General features: G+C 56.0%; 21 protein-coding genes. 5 read left to right on the forward strand and 16 right to left on the reverse strand.

The window, feature by feature from the left end; all coding sequences use genetic code 11:
* The gene (gene hemB / locus KO486_RS08485; RefSeq protein ID WP_216036805.1) at positions 1–999 is read right to left on the reverse strand and encodes a porphobilinogen synthase; all 999 of its coding nucleotides are present in this window, start codon (positions 997–999) and stop codon (positions 1–3) included.
* Positions 1,000–1,119: 120 nt separating this feature from the next.
* Between hemB and KO486_RS08490 the strand changes: the two genes are divergently transcribed.
* The gene (locus KO486_RS08490) at positions 1,120–1,644 is read left to right on the forward strand and encodes a component of SufBCD complex (RefSeq protein WP_216036806.1); all 525 of its coding nucleotides are present in this window, start codon (positions 1,120–1,122) and stop codon (positions 1,642–1,644) included.
* A gap of 50 nt (positions 1,645–1,694) precedes the next feature.
* A complete protein-coding gene (gene mfd / locus KO486_RS08495) occupies positions 1,695–5,147 on the forward strand; it encodes a transcription-repair coupling factor (RefSeq protein ID WP_216036807.1) in 3,453 nt (1,150 codons plus the stop codon).
* Positions 5,148–5,151: 4 nt separating this feature from the next.
* Here the strand turns inward: mfd and KO486_RS08500 are convergent, their stop codons facing one another.
* The 12 genes from KO486_RS08500 to KO486_RS08555 form a co-directional block, all read right to left on the reverse strand.
* Complete coding sequence (locus KO486_RS08500) at positions 5,152–6,369, reverse strand: multidrug effflux MFS transporter (protein WP_216036808.1); 1,218 nt, start codon at positions 6,367–6,369, stop codon at positions 5,152–5,154.
* The gene (locus KO486_RS08505) at positions 6,366–6,839 is read right to left on the reverse strand and encodes a metal-dependent hydrolase (protein ID WP_216036809.1); all 474 of its coding nucleotides are present in this window, start codon (positions 6,837–6,839) and stop codon (positions 6,366–6,368) included. The genes KO486_RS08500 and KO486_RS08505 overlap by 4 nt, the downstream gene beginning before the upstream one ends.
* Entirely contained in the window at positions 6,836–7,195 is a 360-nt protein-coding gene (locus tag KO486_RS08510) for a potassium channel family protein (RefSeq protein ID WP_216036810.1), read from the reverse strand. The genes KO486_RS08505 and KO486_RS08510 overlap by 4 nt, the downstream gene beginning before the upstream one ends.
* Positions 7,192–7,836: a DsbA family oxidoreductase gene (locus tag KO486_RS08515; protein WP_216036811.1), complete on the reverse strand. Its 645-nt coding sequence runs from the start codon at positions 7,834–7,836 to the stop codon at positions 7,192–7,194. Before KO486_RS08515 ends, KO486_RS08510 begins: the two co-directional genes overlap by 4 nt.
* The gene (locus KO486_RS08520) at positions 7,823–9,319 is read right to left on the reverse strand and encodes a class I adenylate-forming enzyme family protein (protein ID WP_216036812.1); all 1,497 of its coding nucleotides are present in this window, start codon (positions 9,317–9,319) and stop codon (positions 7,823–7,825) included. The genes KO486_RS08515 and KO486_RS08520 overlap by 14 nt, the downstream gene beginning before the upstream one ends.
* 49 nt (positions 9,320–9,368) lie before the next feature.
* Positions 9,369–9,596 carry a hypothetical protein gene (locus KO486_RS08525; protein WP_216036813.1) on the reverse strand — a complete coding sequence of 76 codons (228 nt, stop codon included), beginning with the start codon at positions 9,594–9,596 and terminating at the stop codon, positions 9,369–9,371.
* Positions 9,597–9,664: 68 nt separating this feature from the next.
* On the reverse strand, positions 9,665–10,321 hold the full coding sequence (locus tag KO486_RS08530; RefSeq protein WP_216036814.1) for an MIP/aquaporin family protein: 657 nt from the start codon (positions 10,319–10,321) through the stop codon (positions 9,665–9,667).
* A complete protein-coding gene (locus KO486_RS08535) occupies positions 10,318–10,803 on the reverse strand; it encodes an arsenate reductase ArsC (protein WP_216036815.1) in 486 nt (161 codons plus the stop codon). Before KO486_RS08535 ends, KO486_RS08530 begins: the two co-directional genes overlap by 4 nt.
* A 42-nt stretch (positions 10,804–10,845) precedes the next feature.
* A complete protein-coding gene (locus tag KO486_RS08540; RefSeq protein ID WP_216036816.1) occupies positions 10,846–11,262 on the reverse strand; it encodes a hypothetical protein in 417 nt (138 codons plus the stop codon).
* Between the two features lie 43 nt (positions 11,263–11,305).
* The gene (locus KO486_RS08545; protein ID WP_216036817.1) at positions 11,306–13,138 is read right to left on the reverse strand and encodes an extracellular solute-binding protein; all 1,833 of its coding nucleotides are present in this window, start codon (positions 13,136–13,138) and stop codon (positions 11,306–11,308) included.
* A 391-nt stretch (positions 13,139–13,529) separates the two neighbouring features.
* A complete protein-coding gene (locus KO486_RS08550; RefSeq protein WP_216036818.1) occupies positions 13,530–15,032 on the reverse strand; it encodes a calcium-binding protein in 1,503 nt (500 codons plus the stop codon).
* A 193-nt stretch (positions 15,033–15,225) separates the two neighbouring features.
* The gene (locus KO486_RS08555) at positions 15,226–16,539 is read right to left on the reverse strand and encodes a calcium-binding protein (RefSeq protein WP_216036819.1); all 1,314 of its coding nucleotides are present in this window, start codon (positions 16,537–16,539) and stop codon (positions 15,226–15,228) included.
* A 117-nt stretch (positions 16,540–16,656) separates the two neighbouring features.
* On the opposite strand from KO486_RS08555, the gene KO486_RS08560 reads away from it, so the two are divergent.
* Positions 16,657–17,457, forward strand: a complete 801-nt coding sequence (locus KO486_RS08560) for a 3-hydroxybutyrate dehydrogenase (protein WP_289847964.1) — start codon at positions 16,657–16,659, stop codon at positions 17,455–17,457.
* A gap of 25 nt (positions 17,458–17,482) precedes the next feature.
* Entirely contained in the window at positions 17,483–18,502 is a 1,020-nt protein-coding gene (locus tag KO486_RS08565; RefSeq protein ID WP_216036820.1) for a patatin-like phospholipase family protein, read from the forward strand.
* A 2-nt stretch (positions 18,503–18,504) separates the two neighbouring features.
* Here the strand turns inward: KO486_RS08565 and KO486_RS08570 are convergent, their stop codons facing one another.
* The 3 genes from KO486_RS08570 to KO486_RS08580 form a co-directional block, all read right to left on the reverse strand.
* A complete protein-coding gene (locus KO486_RS08570) occupies positions 18,505–19,215 on the reverse strand; it encodes a DUF502 domain-containing protein (RefSeq protein ID WP_216037544.1) in 711 nt (236 codons plus the stop codon).
* A gap of 140 nt (positions 19,216–19,355) precedes the next feature.
* The gene (locus KO486_RS08575) at positions 19,356–20,261 is read right to left on the reverse strand and encodes a pseudouridine-5'-phosphate glycosidase (RefSeq protein ID WP_216036821.1); all 906 of its coding nucleotides are present in this window, start codon (positions 20,259–20,261) and stop codon (positions 19,356–19,358) included.
* Positions 20,258–21,148, reverse strand: coding sequence for a PfkB family carbohydrate kinase (locus tag KO486_RS08580; protein ID WP_216036822.1), 891 nt, complete (start codon positions 21,146–21,148; stop codon positions 20,258–20,260). The genes KO486_RS08575 and KO486_RS08580 overlap by 4 nt, the downstream gene beginning before the upstream one ends.
* Positions 21,149–21,319: 171 nt before the next feature.
* On the opposite strand from KO486_RS08580, the gene KO486_RS08585 reads away from it, so the two are divergent.
* Positions 21,320–21,991: a 1-acyl-sn-glycerol-3-phosphate acyltransferase gene (locus KO486_RS08585; protein WP_216036823.1), complete on the forward strand. Its 672-nt coding sequence runs from the start codon at positions 21,320–21,322 to the stop codon at positions 21,989–21,991.
* Positions 21,992–22,110 lie beyond the last annotated feature (119 nt).

Raw genomic sequence — 22,110 nt, forward strand, 5'->3', positions numbered from 1 at the left:
TTAGCCGTTCAACAGGTTGGCCGCTGCCGGAGCGAAGTATGTCAGCACGCCATCACAACCCGCACGTTTGAACCCCATCAGGCTTTCCATCATGACTGCATCACCGTCCAGCCAGCCATTGGCGGCGGCGGCTTGCATCATCGCGTATTCGCCAGACACTTGGTAGGCAAACGTCGGCACGCCGAATTCGGTTTTCACGCGGCGCACGATATCGAGGTAGGGCATGCCTGGTTTGACCATGACCATATCGGCGCCCTCCGAAAGATCACGTTGCACCAGTCGCATGGCCTCGTCTGTATTGGCGGGGTCCATTTGATAAGTGTTCTTGTCGCCTGTCAGCGCAGAGGACGCGCCAACCGCATCGCGAAACGGTCCATAAAACGCAGAGGCATATTTCGCGGTGTAGCTCAGGATGGTGACGTTCTGGTAATTTTCGGCCTCAAGTGCGGCGCGGATCGCACCAACACGTCCGTCCATCATGTCAGATGGGCCAAGGATGTCCGCACCACATTCCGCCTGTGTCAGCGCCATCTTGACCAAGGCGTCTACCGTACGGTCATTGATGATTTGGCCATTTTCAACAAAGCCGTCATGGCCGTTGATGTTGTAAGGATCCAGCGCAATATCCGTCATCACGGCCATTTCGGGCACTGCTGACTTAATCTCACGGATTGCACGGTTGGCGATGTTGTCTGGCGACCACGCGAGCGCGCAGTCTTCGGTGCGTTGTTCCATCCCCGTATACGGAAACACGCAGATCGCTGGAATGCCAAGATCAAAGGCTTCTCGGGCGGCAGCCCCGATGCGGTCGACCGTGCGGCGCACGACGCCTGGCATGGATGCGACAGGTTCTTCGGCGTCGGTACCTTCCATAACAAAAACTGGCCAGATAAAATCGGACGGGGAGAGCGTGTTTTCACGGACCATCGCGCGCAGCGCAGGGCTTTGGCGTAAGCGGCGCAGGCGCGCAGTCGGGAAGGAGGGGACAACAGGTTTCATATGCAATCGGGCCTTTCTGGTCACACCTATGTGCTGCCATGGAATTCGTCGCTTCACAAGGCTGGGCATTGGCGCACGTCGCGGTTAGGTTGCGAAAAAATCAACTCAGGCTGCCGCACCGTGAATTGGACAAATACTCTTTTTGAAGTCATCGACATGCGATCCTTCAGTAACCTTTGGTACTGGATTGCATTGGCTGTTGTCTGGTCATCTGTAAGCCATTGGGTGCTGGGTGTCCCGTTTGACATGATCCAGAAGGCCCGCAAGCTGGGTGATCAGGCAGAAGCCGACCTTCAGGACATGGTCCGCATCAACGTCAATCGACTGCTTTATATCGGGCAGGTGTCTGGGCTTGTTTTACTGACGTTTCTGACGTTCGCCCTGACCTCATTAGGGATCATGGCGTTCTTTTATGATGTCGAATTTGCGCAAGCCGTGTTCCTGTTGGCCTTCCCGATGACCTTGGTTGGAGCGCTTAGCATGGCGACAGCTAACGTCATCGCCCGTGATCAACCTCAGGGCGAAGCGTTGTTCGCGCGGCTCACAAAGCACCGCGTCATCACCCAATTCATTGGCATGTTTTCGATCTTTGTAACGGCCATGTTCGGGATGTATCAAAACCTTGCCGTCGGTCCCGGTTTTTAATTGCCGTTCTAGCGGTTGACACTAGGGCCGCGCAGAGTAGGTCGGTTCTTATGTCCGAAAACAAACACATCACCGTATCCGGAGCCCCCGAAGGGTTTGATGCCCGCCTCATTCTAGCCGAGGCGAAAGACGGCCCCGTCGTGCATGTCTGTCGCGATGATAAGCGCCTTGAGGCCACGCGCGCGGCGTTGGCGTTCTTTGCGCCCGATATGCCTGTGATCGTGTTTCCCGGGTGGGATTGTTTGCCCTATGACCGTGTGTCCCCGAACGCGGATGTGTCGGCCGCGCGTATGGCTGTTCTGGCGGGCTTGGCACATGCGGATCAAGGCGGGATGCCGGAGCGCTATGTTCTGCTGACCACGCTAAATGCCGCGACGCAGAAGGTGCCTGCGAAGGCCGTCTTGCAAGAAGCCGCGTTCAAGGCTGTCGTTGGCAACCGTATCGATGAAGCCGCCCTTAAGGCGTTCTTGGTCCGTATGGGGTTTGCCCAAGCGCCAACCGTTATGGAACCGGGCGATTACGCCGTGCGTGGCGGGATCATTGATATCTTCCCTCCGGGTCAGTCAGGGCCTGTGCGGCTTGATCTGTTTGGCGACGATCTGGATGGCGCACGCCGCTTTGATCCCGCCACCCAGCGCACAATCGAAAAACTGGATGTGGTCGAGCTTGCGCCTGTGTCCGAGGTGATCCTTGATGAGGCCGCGATCACGCGGTTCCGCCAGAGTTACCGTTTGGAGTTCGGCGCAGCAGGAACGGATGACCCTTTGTACGAGGCGGTTTCCGCAGGCCATAAACACGCAGGCCTAGAGCACTGGTTAGGGTTCTTTCACGAAACCCTCGAGACGCTGTTTGACTATGTTTCCGGCGCAACCATTACGTTGGATGAACAAAATGCCGCCCAACGGCAGGCGCGGTGGGAAAGCATTGATGATCAATACGATGCCCGCCGTGAAGCCATGCTCGCCAAGGGGCGAATGGATTCCGTTTACAAGCCAGCTCACCCAGAGGGGTTATATTTGGACAATGCCGCTTGGGACGCCGCCGTTGCGCCGTTTCGAGTGGTGCAGTTCAATGCTTTGCCGCTGCCAACGGGGCTTGGTGTAACGGATGCTGGCGGGCGGATCGGGCGTAATTTTTCGCCGGAACGTCAGCAAGAAAATATCAGTCTTTTTGGGGCGTTGGCGCAGCATCTTAAAGCGAAAATGGCGGATGGTCCCGTTGTCGTGGCCTCTTATTCAGAGGGCGCGCGCGAACGCTTGATGGGGCTGATCGAAGACGAAGGTATCGCTGAGACTATTCCTGTCACCAACTTCAATCGCGTTGGAAAGTCTGGCTTGCATTTGGCCGTTTGGGCGTTGGAACACGGGTTTGAAAGCAATGGCGTTACCGTCATTTCTGAACAAGACGTGCTGGGGGATCGCCTGATCCGCCAAACCAAAAAGAAACGCCGCGCCGAGAATTTCTTAACAGAAACCCAAAGCCTTAGCCCCGGCGATCTGGTGGTCCATGTCGATCACGGGGTCGGACGCTATTTGGGGCTGGAAGTGGTCACAGCGGCAGGCGCCGCGCATGAATGCCTGCTTTTGGAATATGCAGAAAATTCAAAGCTTTACTTGCCCGTTGAAAATATCGAACTGCTCAGCCGCTATGGCCATGACGTTGGATTGCTCGACAAATTGGGTGGAGGTGCGTGGCAGGCCAAGAAGGCCAAGCTCAAGGAACGTATCCGCGAGATGGCGGAACGGCTGATCCGTGTTGCCGCCGAACGCGCCTTGCGTACGGCACCAGCGCTGACAGTGCCTGACGGAATGTGGGATCAGTTCCTCGCGCGGTTCCCTTATGCGGAAACCGAAGACCAGTTGCAGGCCATCGAAGACGTTTTGACAGACCTCGGGTCCGGTCAGCCGATGGACCGTCTGATTTGTGGTGATGTGGGCTTTGGCAAAACCGAAGTGGCCATCCGTGCCGCGTTTGTGGCCGCGATGTCTGGTGTGCAGGTTGCGATTGTTGCGCCGACCACCTTGCTGGCGCGCCAGCACTACAAAGGATTTGCCGAACGGTTCCGTGGTTTTCCGATTAATGTCAGGACGTTGTCGCGCTTTGTGAGTGCAAAAGATGCCGCTTTGACCAAAGACGGTCTGGCCAAGGGCACGGTTGATATTGTTATCGGCACCCATGCACTTCTGGCCAAGAACGTGCGGTTCAAGAACCTTGGCATGTTGGTGATCGACGAAGAGCAACACTTTGGCGTGCAGCACAAAGAACGCCTGAAACAGATGCGCACGGACATCCACGTTCTGACGCTGACGGCCACGCCAATCCCGCGCACGCTGCAATTGTCGCTGTCAGGTGTGCGTGAACTCAGTATCATCGGCACGCCGCCCGTGGATCGCCTTGCGATCCGCACCTACGTCAGCGAATTTGATACTGTAACGATCCGCGAAGCGCTGCTGCGCGAGCATTATCGTGGCGGGCAGTCGTTCTTTGTTGTGCCGCGCATCAAAGATCTGCCAGAGATCGAAGATTTCCTCAAACGCGAAGTGCCGGAAGTCACCTATGTGACAGCCAACGGCCAAATGGCGGCAGGTGAGCTCGATGACCGGATGAACGCGTTCTATGACGGCAAATTCGACGTCCTGTTGGCCACCACGATTGTTGAAAGCGGTCTGGATATTCCGACGGCCAACACCATGATCGTGCATCGGGCTGACATGTTTGGCCTTGCACAGCTCTATCAGATCAGGGGCCGTGTCGGGCGTTCTAAAACCCGCGCCTATGCTTACCTGACCTATAAGCCGCGCCAAAAATTGACACCACAGGCTGAAAAACGTCTGCGCGTGCTGGGGTCTATCGACAGCCTTGGAGCTGGGTTTACGCTCGCGTCGCAGGATCTGGATATTCGCGGGGCAGGTAACCTGTTGGGCGAGGAACAGTCCGGCCAGATGCGCGAAGTCGGTTATGAACTGTATCAGTCCATGCTCGAAGAACAGATCGCCAAGATTAAGTCCGGTGAGGTCACATTGGTCGAAGACGGCCAATGGGCGCCGCAGATCAACCTTGGTGTGCCAGTCTTGATCCCTGAAAACTACGTGCCGGATCTAGATGTGCGACTGGGCCTTTATCGCCGTTTGAGCGATCTGACGACTAAGGTCGAACTGGAGGGCTTTGCGGCTGAACTGATTGACCGGTTCGGTACTCTCCCCAAAGAGGTCAACACGCTCATGTTGGTCGTGCGCATCAAAGCGATGTGTAAACGGGCAGGGATCAGCCAGTTGGATGGCGGGCCTAAGGGCGCGGTCATCCGGTTCCACAACGACAAGTTCGCATCCCCCAAAGGGTTGGTCGAATTCATCGAGGATCAACGGGGCTTGGCCAAAGTCAAAGACAACAAGATCGTTGTGCAGCGGGATTGGGGCACGGATCGCCTGAAAATCCAAGGCGCCTTTGCGATTGCCAAAGACTTGGCGGCGAAGGTTAAAGAGGCGACAGCAAAGAAGGCTTAGCCCCTTAATCGCTGTCGCGCCGGATCAAGGACGTGAGCCAAAAGGCGAGCACTGCGCAGATGAAGACACCAATTGCTAATGGCATTGGGGTGCCGTTGAAACTCAGGCCGATGGGCACGGCGATCAAGACCGCGCCGACCGTTGAGAGCGCCGTGATGATGGAGGCCGCAGACCCTGCGATGTGGCCCATTGGTTCCATCGCCAACGCGTTCAGGTTGCCGATTGTTAGACCCGCCTGAAAGAACACTGAGACAGTCCAAGCCGCGTAAATCAACAGCTCTGTGTGGTTTGGCAAGTGCAATGAAACGGCTAGGATCATCAGCAAAGACATGCCCGCCTGCACAATAAACATGGCCTTGACGATCCGTCGCATTCCAAGCCGTCCGACAAGGCGTGCATTGATGATCGATGCCGTCGAAGCGAGGACCGCAATGCCGCCAAACCAGTAATGGAACGTCTCGCCTTGGCCGTAGGTTTGGTCAAACACTTGCTGTGTTGAACTCAGGACGGAAAACAACATCCCAAAACCCAGTGTTTGAACAAAGATGGACAGGCGCACGGTTGGGTGTGCGGCGACCTCGCGGGCGGCTGCGGCAAGGGCGGCGAAACTAAGGGGGCGGCGATTTTCGACCGCGAGTGTTTCTGGTTGCCGCAGCATCAACCACAGTGTCACCATACTGGAGAAAACCGCAAAGGCGATAAAGATCCCACGCCAGCCTGAAAACGCAATGATGCCAGCGCCGATGGTTGGCGCAAGGGCAGGCACCAGCGCAAAGATCAGCATTACGAACGACATAATGCGCGCCATTTCGCGCCCTGAATGGATGTCGCGGACAAGCGCGATGGAGGCAACGCGCGGCGCCGCTGCAGCCAGTCCCATCAACACGCGAGAGGCGATCATCGTTTCGAGTGTCGGGGCCAAGAATGCGAAAAGGGTTGCTGTAACGTAAAGCGCGGCGCCACCCACGATAACAGCCTTACGCCCGAAACGGTCCGCCAATGGTCCGGTGAAAAAAGTTCCCAAGCCCATACCCAGCACAAAACTCGTGATGATCAGCTGTGCTCGGTTCTCGTTTTCTGGTGTCAGTTCGGCTGCGATTTCGGGCAGGGCGGGCAGCATGGCATCGATGGAAAATGCCACAGTTGCCGCCAGCATGGCGACGAGCGCGATGAATTCTGTTTGGCCAAGGGGTTTGAGCGAGGTTCTTGAAGCACTTATCATCGTTTAATCCAAAGCCAGACTGCAGCCATCCAGATGAGTATTTCCAGCCCAAATACCCAATGGAGAACGAAATTCAGAACCCACCAGTCATGAACTGCGGGGATCGTTACCAAGTGTGTGAAGTCATTGGACCATGGCCAATGCCATAAAATATCGCCAGCCAAAGTATCGAGACACAAGTGCAAAAAGAGCGCGGCAAAAAACGCCAAAGCGGCTGGTAAGAAACGCTTAGCGATCAATGCAAGCGGCGGCAAGACGGCGATTGCAACCAAAGCCCAGAATGCTGGGATATGCACCCAATAGCGATGATGATGAAATGCGCGATCATCGACCAAGTAGAACCAGATCATGTCGAAATCGGGAAGTATTCCGCCAACCACGGCAGCAGGAAGGATCAAAGGCCATCGGGCGCCGCTATTCTGAAGCAATCGTCCGAAAACATACCCCGAAGGAAGGTGAGCTGTGATCACGCATCTGGCCCTTTTTCTTCCGCTGCTATCGCGCGTTTTTCGGCCAAAGCGGCACGATGGCGTGCTTCTGTAATGGCCTGACGTGCTTTGATACGGTTGTTCAAAGTGAAGGAGCCCAGTTGCTGAATAACGGCTGCAACGACGATCAACCCGACAAAAATCAGTATGGTTGTGCCGATCTTGCCGACGGCTGTTACGGGCACGAGGGAGCCATAGCCGACCGTGGACAGGGTTACGACCGTAAAGAAATAGGCGTCCAGCCAGCTCCAGCCTTCGACGAAGTGAAAGAAGACCGTGCCCAAGCCGACGATCGTCGCGAGGGTGGCAAACAAGAAAAGGATAACGTCACGGCTCACTCAGCGGCCTCGATCTGCTCCATGATTTCACCGATGACTTTCACCCAAAGCTCGGCGGGCTGTGCACCGGGAACGGCATGTTTGTTGTCGATGATAAAGGTCGGCACGGAGTTGACGCCCATTTCACGGCTATGGGTATCGCGGTTGCGAATGCCGTCAATGTCCGCGTCAGACGCCAGCAGTTTAGCAATCACACCTGCGTCCATTTCACAGCTGTCTGCGATATCGGCCAAGACTTCGATATCACCAATGTCACGGGCGTCACGGAAATAGGCTTCGAACAGACGATGCACAACGAAAGTCTGGCGGCCTTCGATGCCAGCCCAATGGATCAAACGATGCGCGTTGATAGTGTTAGGTGTGCGTTTCATGCCCTCGAAATCGATCTTAAGCCCGACCTTTTCGGCCATCTCAACGATGGGTGCATAAGCGCGAACAGCACCGTCTTTACCGCCGAACTTGCGCTCGAGGTATTCGCGGCGATCCATGCCTTCGGCGGGCATCTCAGGGTTCAACTGAAACGGATGCCATTCAATCTGGAATGGGTGATCGGGGATTTGTTCCAATGCGCGATCCAGATTGGTTTTGCCGATGTAGCACCACGGACAAATTGGATCAGAGATAATATCAAGCTTGACCATGGTCGGTCTCCCATTGGGTTCTGAGCGCGCGGCGCAGCAGTTTGTTGTTTGCCCCGCGAGGCAATGTCTCGGCGTGAATAAACAGGCGCGGGCATTTGTACCGCGCAAGATGTGTGGCCGCATGCGCGGCCAGTTCGTCTTCGTCTATCACACCTGCGCCGGTGTAAAAGGCGGCAATTACGGATGCGTCGGATTTAACGCGCAGCTCAACGGCGGCGGCGTCATCAATGGCGGGATGGAGCGCAAGGGCGGTTTCGACTTCAATCGGTGAGACGCGGTAGCCGCCTGCATTCATCATATCATCAACGCGCCCCGCATAGGCGATGGCACCGCTCTCGGTGCGGTGGCCCATGTCGCCCGTCAAAAACCAGTCCCCGTCAAAACGGGCAGCTGTGTCGGTGGGGGCGTTGAAATACTCAAGCATGAGGCCCGGATCGCTGCGATGAACGGCGATTTGACCGTCAGATACCGTCGGATCACCGTCTTGCATCAAGGCAACGCGCCGCCCTGTCTGAGGCTGCCCAAGGGTTCCAGCCTCAGCGGGGGTCGTTGGGCTGCCCGAAATGAAGGTAGAACACTCCGACATGCCGTAGGCCTCAAAGATGGGCGTTCCAGTGGCGGTCTCCCAAGCGGTGCGGGTCATATCGGGGAGTTTTTCACCCGCCGATAGCCCGTGCCGTAGGTCTGGTAGCTGAGGCAGTTCGCACTTGAGGAGTTGTCGGTAAACGCCTGGTGCAGCTGCGAAAATAGTTGCGTTATGTTTGCGTAGCAGCGCAGGGATATCTGCTATGGGGGTGCTTGCTGCGGGAATAAGGGCCGTTGCGCCAATGGTCCAAGGGTCCATCAATCCGGTGCCCAGCGTATAGGTCCAGTTAAACGCGCCCGCATGAAGAATGCGGTCTTTAGGCGTTAGGCCTGTCCAGCCATCTGTCATCATCCGGCGTGCCCAAATCGCGCGGTGTGCATGAACAACACCACGGGGTTTGCCCGAGGTTCCAGACGTAAAAATGATATACCCGACGCGGTCAGGATCACCCAAGGTGAAGGCGGCAGGTTCATGTTCATAAAACCCGCGCAAGGTGGCAGTTTCGATGACGGGCGCAGGGTGATCGGGCAAGGTGATGCCGTCCCCTGCGATAATGGCCTTGGGGGCGATGTCCTGTGACATTGCGGTGATTTCAAACGCGGTCAGCTGTGCCGAGGTCGGCACGGGAACAAGATCAACAGCCAGACAGGCCAGAAACGCGATCGGAAAGTCCGGTGTGTTTCCAAGACGCAAAATAACCCGATCGCCAGCCGTCAGCCCCGTAGACAGCAAACCAGTAGCCGCCCCGCGAATGGCTTGCTCCAGCCGTGCGTAAGACCACTCATCGATGGTGTCAGAGCCAATAATGCTCAGCGCGGTTTTGTCAGGCAGCTGTGACGCGTGCCCAAGGACATAAGCCGCGAGGTTAAAGGGCGAAGGGACAGGATCATGTGTCATGCCCAAGCGGTATCTTATCCGTACAGGCAGGTGCAACTGCCAGTATTGGTCAGGCCGCCGCGCTTTCGATCACTGGCGCTAGTCGGCGTGTGGCCCATTCGCCTAACGTGTCATAGCCTTCGGCGACCGTGAGGTCATAAACCCCGGCGAAGTAGCGCACGATGCCGTCCCAATCAGATTGCCGCTCATGTAATGTGGTCTGATCGAGAAGCGAAAAATCCCGGCACATCACAGTGGGGAAATCTGGCTGGAACTTCAGTGTGTCGGTCCAAGTCATAAGATGCCTTTCTGCCCTGACAAACCGCCAGCGCAGGTTCAGATCATCACAACAGCCTTAAAGCGTGGTTAATAGTCGCTCTTGTCAAACAGGAAGCGAATAACGGGCAGGGCGACTGCCAACCCGATCAGCTGTGCTAGAATAAAGCCGACAACATGGGTTGGATCGATCCCCGCAAAGGTGTCAGAAAACGCCCGAGAGATGGTGACGGCAGGGTTGGCAAAGCTGGTCGAGGACGTGAACCAATAGGCCCCCGTGATGTAAACCGCCACCAAGGTTGGCACGGTATCAGGGCGACTGCGCAAGCCGCCAAAGATTACCAACAACAGACCAACAGTGGCAAAAACCTCAGATGTCCATTGGTTTACACCTGTGCGTGCGGTGGTGGAGGCCTGAATGAAATCAAGGTCAAACATCACATGGCACAGCCACACGCCCAAGATGCCGCCTATGATCTGCACCGGAATATAACTGGCCACCAAACGCCAAGGGTGTTCGCCCTTAAGCGCAAAGGCCAGCGTCACCACCGGGTTAAAATGCGCGCCCGAAATCGGCCCCAAAATGGTGATGATGAAATACAGCGTGCACCCCGTGGCAATCGCGTTAGCGAGCAGCGCCAGCGCAATATCATCCGTCAGCGTTTGCGCCATGATGCCTGAGCCAACAACGCCAATCAGCAAAAGCGCAGTACCAAGGCCTTCAGCAACGAGTTTTTGAGAGGTCATACATCAGCAATCTTGTTTAGTGCAGTTTTCAAGTCTGCACGATCCATATCCTCTAGTGGCAGCGCCATCAATGCTGCTGCTTTTGCGGCCAAGGCCGCATAGGCAGTTTCAAACGCCTGCGCCCAATCTGGTTCTGTTGCGGCGGCGGGATCAGGAATGCCCCAGTGGGCCTGAACGGGTGGCGTGTCGCCCGTCTGCGGCCAAAGGGGGCAGGTCTCTGCGGCGGCGCTGTCGCAAACCGTAATCACGATATTCATTTGCGGCGCGTCTGGTCCGGCGAAATCATCCCAGCTTTGGGACGACAATCCTTCGGTCGCATACCCCTTATCTGCCAAAAGCGTCAGCGATTGCGGATGCACTTTGCCCGACGGCGTCGAGCCAGCGGAGTAGGCCGTAAAACGACCGTTGCTGTCGCGGTTGAAGATGGATTCCAAAAGGATCGAGCGGGCCGAGTTACCGGTGCAGAGGACAAGTATATTCATGATGTTTCGTTAGTTCGGGAATGTAACAGGGGTGTGACGGGGCTACTGCGTGGCGGCTTCTGTTAATCTGGTCCAGACGCGGGCTTCGGGTGAGGATGGATCAAATTCTGCAATGCGGTCTGCGAGCCGTTCGTAGGACGGCGTTTGCGGGCGCGCATCTAGGATGGCGCGTTGCATGTCGACTGTCGCAGCGTCCAGATTACCGATCTGCGCTTGTGCGATGCCGCGCTCTAGGTGGATGATCGACCCTTTCTGCCCGTCGCTAGGGAAAATCCAAGCCGTGCTGATTGCCAGATTACACCGGCTGAGTTTTCGGGCGGGGTCGTCGTCAACCTTGCGGCAGCTGGATGCCATCAACCCCGTGAGCATGCCAACACACCAAAACGCGAGGAATGCCCATATCAATATGGCCTTGATCCATGTGGTTGCGCTGTCTTTTGCAGGGGCTACTTGGGTCATACTTTGAGAAACAAAGCGCCCCAGTTAAGGGGCGCTCGTTTTGTTAACCTTCTTCAAACCACCAGACATCTGGCTGCCAACCGGGCCAGTCGCCAAAGATCGGCATGGTGTCGGGGTAGTGGAGGTCCGCGTCATGGGCGATGCGGCTGATGTTCCATTGATAGATCGGGATCACATAACGGCCTGAAGTGAGCAAACGGTCCATCGCGCGGGTGGCGGCGACGAAATCGTCCTGACTGTCAGAGGTCAAAAGCAGGTTGATCATCTCGTCAATCGCTTCGGACTTTACACCCATCAGGTTGCGCCCACCGGTTACGTCCGCAGCTTCAATCCCCCAGTAGAGGTATTGCTCGTTGCCCGGAGATAACGACAGCCCGCGACGATGATAGGTCATTCCAAAGTCGTAAGCGTCAGTGCGTTCGCTATATTGGGCGTTGTCGACCACGGTGATCGTTGGCGTAATGCCAAGACGGCTGAGGCTTTCGGTGAACATGTCGATGATGGACTGGTTCTCGCTCGATCCGCTCTTGAGCAAAATTTCAAAGGTGAATTCCTCGCCGTCGGGGCCTGCCATCACGCCGTCCTGAACAGTGTAACCGGCCTGTTCCATCAGGTCCAAAGCCGCCCCGATGTTGGCGCGGTTGCGTTCGGATCCGTCAGAAACGGGCAGGGCATAGCCGCTGATTGCATCCGCGGGAATGCTGTCGGCAAAGGGTTCAAGGAACTCGAGAACACGGCCCGTTGCGGGGCCATCCTGCATCGCCAGTGGAGAGTTCGAGAAATAGCTGGTGATGCGCGGCTGCGCGCCACCTGTCATCGCGTCGTTGATGAACTCAAAGTTGAACGCATGCATCATTGCGTCGCGCACGCGGATATCTTCGAACTGGGGCAGACGGGTGTTCATCACAAAACCCGTAATCCCGCTTGGGCGCGAGTGCGGCAAGATTGAACGCACATAATCGCCGGATTGCATCAGTGCGAAATCATACTGGCTGTCCCACTTCGCGACGTTGAATTCGCGGTTGGTGTTTACGTCACCGACCTTGAACGCCTCAAACGCCGCCGTTTCGTCGCCGAAAAACTCCATGCGGATGGTGTCGAGGTTATAAAGCCCGTTCACAAACGGCACGACGTCGTAGCCCCAATAGTCTGGGTTGCGTGTGAGTTCGATGTGACGACCCGCCTCAAAATCGGTGATGGTGTAGGGCGAGGAGGTCACAGGGATCACGTCGAGGCCGCTTTCGGCGAAATCCAAACCTTCCCATTGGGCTTTCTGCAGGATTGGACGCAGGCCCGCCAAAAGCGCCAATTCGCGGTCTTGCTCTGCGAAGTTGAACCGCACACCGCGTTCGCCAACGGTCTCGATGCTTTCGACCTTATTGTAGAATCCGTGGTAGCGCGGGTGGCCCACGGTGCCGAGGGTTTCATACGACCAGATCACGTCTTCGACCGTCACTGGGCTTCCATCAGAGAATCGGGCCTCAGGGCGCAGGGTGAATTCGACCCAAGACCGATCATCTGCGGTCTCAACCGATTCGGCGAGAAGGCCATAAAGCGAGAAAGGTTCGTCCAAGGAACGTGCCATTAGGCTTTCACCCATCAAGAACCGAAGCTGCCAGTGAACGGACCCTTTGACGATGTAGGGGTTAAGGCTGTCAAAGCCGCCGATGTTGGCCGTAACGATAGAACCGCCTGTTGGTGCATCGGGGTTTGCATAAGGGAGATGCGCAAAATCTGGGGGTAGAGCAGGGTCACCATACATAGCTATGCCATGGACGGGCTCGGCTGCTGCAAGTGTTGCTAGGACGGACGTTGACGCTGCTAGCGCGAATACGCGCAAAGTTGCCGCCGTTGTTGATAGAATTTGTACGGACATTTTGATGTCGCTCCCCCGATTTTCACCGCCTGTGATCGGCGGTATTACGACTAACCTAGATGGGGAAACAAACCTTTTCAAACTTTTAGCTTGGATGCGGGCGGCCAATTGCTTATAACAAGGGCACTGCTCGATAGGTTTCTTGCCTGTATGAAACCTGCCTCAATAACTTAACCCCAGCTTCGGCTGGGGTTTTTTTCTGCCCACATTTATTGGGGGTTTTGCGGTTGAGAGAGCATTTCAAATCAACCAGAATCGCACGTAGATCCGGCGCACGGAATCACTTGTGGGCCCGTGTTAAGAATCGTTAACCGGACAGCAAAACGGCCCCGCTATCCGTGACAGGGGGCCGCTTGTTTTTGTGTTGGGATGCCGCTGCAGGGCTGCTGGATTAAAGGAACCCGAGCATGAAGTCCTCAACGAGGCCCTCGGACGCGATGGATCTCTCACCTGTGTCGTCGTCTTCATGCACCTCGAGCGTGTAGAAATCGTCAACAGTGATGTCTTCAAGGGATGTTTTCAGCAGGGACATGACATTGCCCTCGCCATTGTCATAGCTCACGCTTTGGCCCTTTTGGGTTGCGCCAGCCGTGAAGATGTCAAACATCTCTTGCGCCGTAAGAATATCACCGGTGTTAAGGTACAGGTTGTCTTCGCCGTCCGTAAAGTCGCGAACGGTCATGACACCGCCGTCCTGGGTTTCGTCCAGAAGGAACGTATCAGCGCCATCGTTGCCCGCGATCTGATCATCATCGTCTCCGCCAACCAAAACATCGTTGCCATCACCACCAGTCATACGGTCATCGTCTGCGCCCCCGATGAGAACGTCATCGCCGCTGTTGCCTGACAGTTTGTCATTGCCTGTGCCGCCGTCCAAAACGTCGCCGCCTTGGCCGCCGCTGATGTCGTCGCGGCCTTCGCCACCATAAAGCGCGTCATGGCCGTTGTTTCCTGTGATACGGTCGTCGCCGGTCATGCCGTAGGCCGTATCGTCACCGTCGTTGCCGTAGAGGTAGTCATTTCCCTCGTCGCCGGACAGGGTGTCTTCACCGCTCCCACCGCTCAGGGTGTCATTTCCGAGGCCGCCATAAAGGTCATCAAGGCCGTCGCCACCGGATAGACGGTCATTATCGTCGCCACCATACAAATCGTCGTCGCCCGCGGCCCCACGGATGGAATCCGCGCCCGCGCCCCCGTCGATATAGTCATTGCCGTAACCGCCTTGTGCTTCGTCTTTACCGTCACCACCAAAGAGAGTGTCGGCACCGTCGTTACCGAACATTACGTCGTTTTCCTGGCCACCATAAAGAGTGTCGTCACCTTCGCCACCGAGCAGGGAGTCTTTGCCTGCATCGCCATAGAGAGTGTCGTCGCCAAGTCCGCCCGCGACATAGTCCCGCCCGTCACCGCCATAGATTTCGTCGTTGCCGGTTTGGCCACGCAGATCGTCCGCACCTTCTGCGCCATGAAGCGTGTCATCGCCAGCGCGCCCCAGTAGGGTTTCGCCTTTTTCCGACCCTGTAAACGTGTCACCATCGGTGCCGCCGCTCCAGTTAACTTCACCGTTTCGGTCCAACATTTCCGTTCCAAAGAAATGGGTAGGGTCATACCAAGGCGTGTCCGCCGTTGCGAAAGCATTGTCCAAATGGATGACCGATGCGTCGAAATCAGTGAACTCCGCGTGCAGGGTTTGCATACCGTCTTCTGTACGGGTCTGCAGTTCGATGCGGTCAATGTTTCCGCCGTTTGGAAGACCAGTATCAGGATCATATGTCAGGTCAGAGCCAAACACGACAACCCCATAGAAAACGGGTGCTGTGCCTTCGTCAGAAAATGAGCCAAACAAAAAACGGCTCTCATGGGTATTCGAAATCACAGGGTCAGTAAGTGGCATATCTGCCTCCGGTGGTGAGTATTTGGTTAATTCACCGAAAGAGGTACCCATCAATTTGGGGAGAAATATGTCATTAAACAGGAGATTGGGTGTCGTCGGGAAACAATCAGAGCATGAATTTGTCGATTGTGCGGCAGCCGGACGTGCTCGTTGGTTTATGAGCGTGGTGTCGGTTGCCGCAGGGCTTTAAGGGCTAATAGGTCGCGACGACCTCGCCTTGGGTGTCAACAAAATTGTCGAGTGTCAGGTCGTCGATGTCCAACCGTTTCAACACAATTGTATTGGTGTCACTTGTCCAGATTACATGTTGATTGACCTGCGTTGCACCTGCCATGAAAGCATCAAACTGTTCTTGTTGGGTGGTGGTCTGAGCGAAATACAACGAGAAAACGTCTTCTGCCGCATTGAAGTCCCGGATCGTAGCAACAGTCGATGAGGACGCCACGAAGAGGAACTGATCAGCGCCGCTGCCGCCGATCAAGACGTTCGTGCCATTGCCTTCCGATCCAAGAATGTCGTCACCGGCGCCGCCGTTAACAATTTGGTCACCTTCGCCCAGAATTATGGTGTCGTTGCCATTGCCGCCGAACAATCGGTCATCGCCGTTGCCGCCGGCCAGGACGTCATCGCCATCGCCGCCGAACAATCTATCGGCCGCATCGTCTGCTACAAAGTTATCATCGCCCCACAGATAATCATTGCCGTCGCCGCCAAAGATGTCATCGGCACCCATGCCGCCATAAATGGTATCAACGCCGCCATCGCCGAGCAGTCGATCATTGCCAGAATGGCCTAAGATTATGTCGTCCCCGCTACCGCCGAAAATGACGTCCCGCCCGAAGTCGGTGACACCGTAATCCTGTATCGTTTCCGAGTCTCCGAACAGCCAATCGTGACCGTCGCCACCGTAAATGCGGTCGTTTCCAGCACCGCCAAGGATTGAATCATCATCGTTTCCGCCGAAAACCTGATCATCGCCGGTGCCGCCATAGAGTGAATCATCACCATAGTTTCCAAAAAGACGGTCGGCCCCTTCGCTGCCCGACAATGTGTCAGCGGTTTCCGATCCCTTTAGGATGTCATCACCCAGACGACCATCAACAGCGCGGTTTTCAACATAGATGTGGTCAGTCAGGGTAATCCGATCATCGCCACTCGTTCCGACAAATTCACCGTTGCTAAATGTCAGGTTCATCGTCAGTTGAGCTTGCGCTGCGACGAACTCCAAAAAACTGGCCGGTTCAAACCATTGAATTGACCCAGCGTTAAGAGTTGCAACATCCGTTTCGGTCAATGCAGGAAGCCCAAACATGCCTTCAGGGGCATCAATAAGCGATCCGTAATTGATGTATTCCATCCATCGTACGGCGCCAGTGATCGGTAGTCCGGTCACTGGGTCATACGTCAGGTCAGTCCCTTTGACGGTGACGCCTTGGAAGATGTCCCCTCCGACGATGATTCCAAATTGAAAGGTCTTCGGGGTGGACTTGATGACGATCGGTTCCATGGGGATTCTCACAAGAAATAACTGTTACCAAAGATTTAATTTTCGAATCTGGCACAACTATGGCGCGAGACCTGTTGCTGTCTTGGTTCAGCCGCCTATGCTGCATCGCAACATGATATGCAGGAGAGCACCATGACGTCCAACGCACCTCTTTCAGGTAAAACCGCCGTAATCACGGGATCGAATTCGGGTATTGGTCTTGGGGTCGCCCGAGAGATGGCCAAAGCCGGCACCAATGTTGTTTTGAACTCCTTTACGGATCGCGAAGAAGATCACGCAATTGCAGCCGAGATCGCGAAGGAATTTGGCGTCGATGCGACGTATATCGCTGCGGACATGTCCAAAGCCGACGACTGCCGTCGCTTGGTTGCAGACGCAGGGACCTGCGATATCCTGATCAACAACGCCGGTATCCAGCACGTCGCGCCGATTGATGAATTCCCGACTGAAAAATGGGACGCGATCATTGCAATCAACATGAGCTCTGCGTTTCACACCACAGCGGCCGCATTGCCAATGATGCGCAAGGCAGGTTGGGGCAGGGTGATTAACATTGCATCTGCCCACGGGCTGACTGCATCGCCTTATAAATCTGCCTATGTAGCCGCAAAGCACGGGGTCGTCGGGTTGACCAAGACCACAGCACTAGAAACCGCAGAAGAACCAATCACCTGCAATGCGATCTGTCCGGGTTATGTGCTGACACCATTGGTCGAGGCCCAGATCCCCGACACGATGAAAGAATACGATATGAGCCGTGAAGACGTGATCAAGAACGTCATGTTGAAACGCCAGCCGTCTAAGGAATTCGCGACGGTCGAACAGCTTGGCGGAACGGCTGTGTTCCTCGCGTCTGATGCTGCGGCACAGATCACAGGCACGACCATCAGCGTTGATGGCGGTTGGACAGCTTTGTGAACCGCACCGTGCTGGCGGTCGCCCAATGGTAAAACGTATCAACCTCGCGCTTCAGGGCGGTGGAGCCCATGGGGCGTTCACATGGGGCGTGCTGGATCGCATCCTTGAGGATGAGCGGATCGAGATCGCCTCGATTTCGGGCACCTCTGCGGGGGCGATGAATGGCGCTGCGCTAAAAGCGGGTATGATTAGCGGAGGACGAGACGGCGCGCGCGAGAACCTTGATTGGTTCTGGGGGCAAATCGGGGCGGTGACGGACGACGGCCTCGCAAGCTGGATGGATGCATGGTCCCCCGCGACGTCAATCCTGTCGGCCGCCATGTCATATTCACCTGCATACGCGGCGATAGATTTCACGTCGCGGTTGATGTCGCCTTATGGGGCGGGGCTTTTCTATACGAATACGTTGAAACCAATCGTCGATCAGATGAAGTTTGATGCCGTCTGTGCTGAAACGGGGCCTGAGCTTTATGTTTGTGCGACTAACGTGCGTTCGGGCAAGATCAAGATGTTTTCTGGCGACGAAATTTCCAGCGATGCGTTGATGGCGTCAGCTTGTCTGCCGACTGTGTATCAGGCGGTTGAAATCGACGGAGAAGCCTATTGGGACGGCGGGTACACCGGCAACCCTGCGCTGTTTCCGTTGTTTGAAGGGCATTTGCCCGCGGATATTGTTGTGGTGAACATCAATCCGCTGCACCGCGACGACATTCCCACGGATCCGCAAGCCATTCAAAACCGCATCAATGAGATCAGCTTCAATTCCTCGCTTCTTCGCGAATTACGGGCGATTAAATTCGTCAAACGCCTTCTGGCGGCGGGATCGATGGATGAGGATGCAATGAAGAACGTCCTCGTGCACATGGTGTCAGATGACGCCTTGATGAATGATCTTAGTGTTGCGACGAAATCCGTACCTAACCCTGTGGTTCTGTCACGTTTAAAGACGGCGGGACGTGCGGCGGCGGACGGTTTCCTGAGCGTTCATTTTGATGATCTCGGCAAACGTGACACTGTCGATCTTGAGGCGATGTTTAACGCCTGATCTTAGGATTCAGGCGTGCGCTGATGGGCGATCTTGTCGGCAAGTTTGTCCATGGCATCCGGCAGTTTGGCGTCTTTTTCGCCCGGATAAACTAGCCCTGCCGAAATAACGAGCTTGGCTGCGTCTTCGACACTCATGTCTAACTCGATGATATCTTCGGTCGGAACCAGCAACAGAAACCCCGACGTCGGGTTCGGCGTCGTGGGCAGGAATACGGACGTCATTGGCCCAGTGTCGGCCTTGACCAGCAATTCGCCCTTTGTGGCCGTTGAAATAAACCCGATCGCCCAAATTCCCTTGCGCGGATATTCGATCATGCAGGCTTTATCAAAACTGGTTTCTGACTGGGCAAAGACCGTTTCGGCGATCTGTTTGACGGCATTATAGATAGAACGGACCACAGGCATGCGCGCGACCAAGCCTTCGCCCCAGCGCAAGAAACTGCGCCCGATCAGCCCTTTGCCCATCCAGCCAACAAGCATCGTGAAGACCAAGAAGATCACAACACCGATGCCGCGCACGTTCACCGGAATCCAGCTGTCATCCGCTTGGGAGTTGCCCAAGAACCGGTTCAACAGCTCCTCTGGTTGGTAGGCATCCGGCACGAAAGGCCACACAAAACTATCGACCCAGCCCACGACCGTCCAAATCAGCCACAGCGTTAACCCAATGGGGGCAATCACCACCAAACCGGCGATGAAATTGTTGCGCATGGCCGTCAGAACAGCGCGGCGCGGTTTTGGGTCTTGGGGTGTGCTCACAGAAAGGACCTTTGGGAAACCGTTATTAACTCTAGATGGTTATGTAGGGTAGGACCTATGGAACGGCAATGGAGGACAGGATTTGTGCCCCGTTATCCCGCCCAAACGCATGCAATTTGGGCAGCGAGCCGTGCATTGTTTCGCACAAGGGCGATATTGGCCACCAAAGACGCGCCATCTGTAAGTTTAAAAATACGCCCCAACAAGAAGGGTGTGACGGCCTTGGCGGCTATGCCTTGGGTTTCGGCCTCGCTCAGGGCTTGCGCAATGATCGGCGCAAGGGTTTCGGCGGAAATCTCGGCGTTCTTCGGGATTGGGTTGGTGATCAACTGACCGCCCGGAAGTCCCATTTCAGTACGCATCTGCCCAGCGCGTGCGATGTCGCGGGGGGTGTCCATGCGCAAAGGTGCGGGCAGGGGCGATGTGGCGGACCAGAACGCGGGCAACACGTCCTGACCATAGGCGATCACCGGAACGCCGAGAGTCTCAAGAACCTCATAGGTTTTGTCGAGATCGAGGATCGCTTTGGCACCCGCAGCGACGACGGTTACAGGCGTCTGCGCTAGCTCATGCAGGTCAGCCGAGATATCAAAACTGGTTTCAGCCCCCTTATGCACACCGCCAATGCCACCCGTGGCAAAGACGTGAATGCCTGCAAGGTGCGCGGCGATCATGGTCGCGGCAACGGTTGTTGCACCTGTGCCGCCTGTGGCGATGCACGCCGCCATATCCGCGCGGCTGAGCTTGGCGACGTTCTTCGTTTGAGCCAACGTGTCCAGTTCGCCGTCCGTAAGCCCAATGTGCAGCTTGCCGTCCATCACCGCGATCGTGGCTGGAACTGCGCCAGCATCACGAATGTCACCTTCTACCAGACGCGCAGTTTCGACGTTCTGGGGGTAGGGCATGCCATGGGTGATGATTGTGGATTCCAGTGCGACAATCGCTTTGCCTGCCTCTTTGGCGGCGGCAACTTCGGGTGCGTAGTGCAGTGGGATCATGTTGGGGTTTCTCCTGAAACGTAGGTGGCGGCGGCGTTAAGGGCGCGTTCAAGGGCAGCTTGTGGGTCCATGCCTTGCACTTCGGATGCGATATGGGCTGCCATAAATGTATCACCTGCACCTGTTACGCGGGTGACAAGGACTTCGGGCGGTTGTGCGGTGCGTAAGGCGTTACCATGGCCCTCTGCGGCAAGGTTGCCGCCATCGGTGACAAGGCAGCGATGGACGCCGCGCTCTGTCAGTGCCTTTGCTGCGTCCGCTGCCAGATCAAACGTTGTCTGGCACAACAATCCGGCTTCTTCGAGGTTCACATAAAGCGTCGCGGAGGCATGCCCGACCAACGCGAGCAAGCGTTCTGCCTTGCCCGGTGAGGCTGGCGCGACCCGAAGATCGGATTTGGCAAACAACGGGGATTTCGCGATGTCACCCAACAGTTCGCGGGTCAGATTGCCGTCCAGCGCCACAAGGCCGTTCCACGGGGCGTCTGGCGTCCCAAGGGCCCCCTCAGACATTGGCCGTAAAATCTTGGTCCCAGCCTGTTCCAGTGAATGGGCATCGGCAATCGCCGCAATAAGCCCGTTTGCGCCCTCAACGGCCATATAGGCATCGGTCGGCAGATCCTCGGATCGGTAAAGGTGGTTGGTTATCATCCCGAGCTGATCCGCCTCAGCCACCAGCTCATCGCCCTCAGGGTCGCGGCCCACGGCGGACAGCAACGCAGGGGTCAGGCCGAAATTGATCAGCGTCATCGCAATATTCATCGCAACACCACCCGGAATACGGGTAATCCGGCCGGGAACATCAGACCCTGCGCGCATGTGGCTGGAAGAGCGCCCGATGATGTCCCAAAGGACCGAGCCGATACAAAGGATATCTGGTTGTGTCATGAGGTGTTGATGGCTTGCGCCATCGAGGAGGTCAACACACGGATTGGGGTCTGGGTTTCCTTACTCGGGTGAATTTTCTCTTGTCGTTGGGGTAGGGATGAGATTAATTGAACAATGTTCACGATTTAATGCAGTTCCCCTCACGCGACCAATCTGTAAAGGTTCTCCCATATGAAACGTTTCTTAGACAATACCTTGGGCAAATGGACCCGCCACTTCTTTTTCGTGTTGCTGCGGACCTATTACGGGTTGTTCTACAACGTCAGTGCAGCGGGCAAACATCTGCTGCAAGATACAGACGGTGTTTTGATCCTTGCCACTCATGTCAGCCGCCATGATGGGCCGTTGATCGCCACGACCCTCTATTCCACCAAACGGGTCCGTCCGACGGTGCATTACGATGAATACCACAACCTCGCACAGTGGTTTCCAATGTATGTGGCAGGTGCGGTCCCTATGTCGTCGCCAAAATCATGGCCAGAGGACCGACGCACGGCCCGTAAAGAAGAAACCCTATCCAAAATTCACGACCTGTTGGGGCAGGGCAATTCGATCCTCTTGTTTCCTGCAGGCAAGGTGCGCCGCCAGCCCGAAGAAATCGTTGCTCCGTATTTGACAGGCGTTCACGAAATCCTTCGTGCGGAACCGGACACGCCGGTCATGCTGCTGCGCCTTGACGGGTTGGGTAAGTTCCAACGCGCCACCTACGATCTGTTCTGGAGCTTTATCGGTCGCAAAAAGGGTCGTCGCCATGTCAGCCTTGATCTGCAACCCATCGAGCTGGACGCGGGGCTAGAGCTGGCGGAGTTCAATGCTGAATTGGAGCGGTTGTTGAATGGGTGACGTGCGGCCAGGACGGCCGCTTTGCATATAAAGCAGCCTTTTGTAGAGCCAAAGTCAAAGCCCATTTACCATTTGTATCGTTCGTGTTGAGACCGCTCAGACCCGAACGGTTAGGGGGT

It is taken from the genome of Octadecabacter sp. B2R22, from assembly GCF_018861045.1.
GTDB lineage: Bacteria > Pseudomonadota > Alphaproteobacteria > Rhodobacterales > Rhodobacteraceae > Octadecabacter.

What these genes read in the sequence shown, in the direction of transcription:
- KO486_RS08550 (WP_216036818.1), bottom strand. Translation starts at nt 15,032, where the DNA reads ATGCCACTTACTGACCCTGTGATTTCGAATACCCATGAGAGCCGTTTT.
- KO486_RS08580 (WP_216036822.1), bottom strand. Translation starts at nt 21,148, where the DNA reads ATGACACAACCAGATATCCTTTGTATCGGCTCGGTCCTTTGGGACATC.
- KO486_RS08535 (WP_216036815.1), bottom strand. Translation starts at nt 10,803, where the DNA reads ATGAATATACTTGTCCTCTGCACCGGTAACTCGGCCCGCTCGATCCTT.
- KO486_RS08540 (WP_216036816.1), bottom strand. Translation starts at nt 11,262, where the DNA reads ATGACCCAAGTAGCCCCTGCAAAAGACAGCGCAACCACATGGATCAAG.
- KO486_RS08500 (WP_216036808.1), bottom strand. Translation starts at nt 6,369, where the DNA reads ATGATAAGTGCTTCAAGAACCTCGCTCAAACCCCTTGGCCAAACAGAA.
- KO486_RS08520 (WP_216036812.1), bottom strand. Translation starts at nt 9,319, where the DNA reads ATGACACATGATCCTGTCCCTTCGCCCTTTAACCTCGCGGCTTATGTC.
- KO486_RS08515 (WP_216036811.1), bottom strand. Translation starts at nt 7,836, where the DNA reads ATGGTCAAGCTTGATATTATCTCTGATCCAATTTGTCCGTGGTGCTAC.
- mfd (WP_216036807.1), top strand. Translation starts at nt 1,695, where the DNA reads ATGTCCGAAAACAAACACATCACCGTATCCGGAGCCCCCGAAGGGTTT.
- KO486_RS08525 (WP_216036813.1), bottom strand. Translation starts at nt 9,596, where the DNA reads ATGACTTGGACCGACACACTGAAGTTCCAGCCAGATTTCCCCACTGTG.
- KO486_RS08545 (WP_216036817.1), bottom strand. Translation starts at nt 13,138, where the DNA reads ATGTCCGTACAAATTCTATCAACAACGGCGGCAACTTTGCGCGTATTC.
- KO486_RS08575 (WP_216036821.1), bottom strand. Translation starts at nt 20,261, where the DNA reads ATGATCCCACTGCACTACGCACCCGAAGTTGCCGCCGCCAAAGAGGCA.
- KO486_RS08530 (WP_216036814.1), bottom strand. Translation starts at nt 10,321, where the DNA reads ATGACCTCTCAAAAACTCGTTGCTGAAGGCCTTGGTACTGCGCTTTTG.
- hemB (WP_216036805.1), bottom strand. Translation starts at nt 999, where the DNA reads ATGAAACCTGTTGTCCCCTCCTTCCCGACTGCGCGCCTGCGCCGCTTA.
- KO486_RS08565 (WP_216036820.1), top strand. Translation starts at nt 17,483, where the DNA reads ATGGTAAAACGTATCAACCTCGCGCTTCAGGGCGGTGGAGCCCATGGG.
- KO486_RS08560 (WP_289847964.1), top strand. Translation starts at nt 16,657, where the DNA reads ATGCAGGAGAGCACCATGACGTCCAACGCACCTCTTTCAGGTAAAACC.
- KO486_RS08570 (WP_216037544.1), bottom strand. Translation starts at nt 19,215, where the DNA reads ATGCGCAACAATTTCATCGCCGGTTTGGTGGTGATTGCCCCCATTGGG.
- KO486_RS08555 (WP_216036819.1), bottom strand. Translation starts at nt 16,539, where the DNA reads ATGGAACCGATCGTCATCAAGTCCACCCCGAAGACCTTTCAATTTGGA.
- KO486_RS08585 (WP_216036823.1), top strand. Translation starts at nt 21,320, where the DNA reads ATGAAACGTTTCTTAGACAATACCTTGGGCAAATGGACCCGCCACTTC.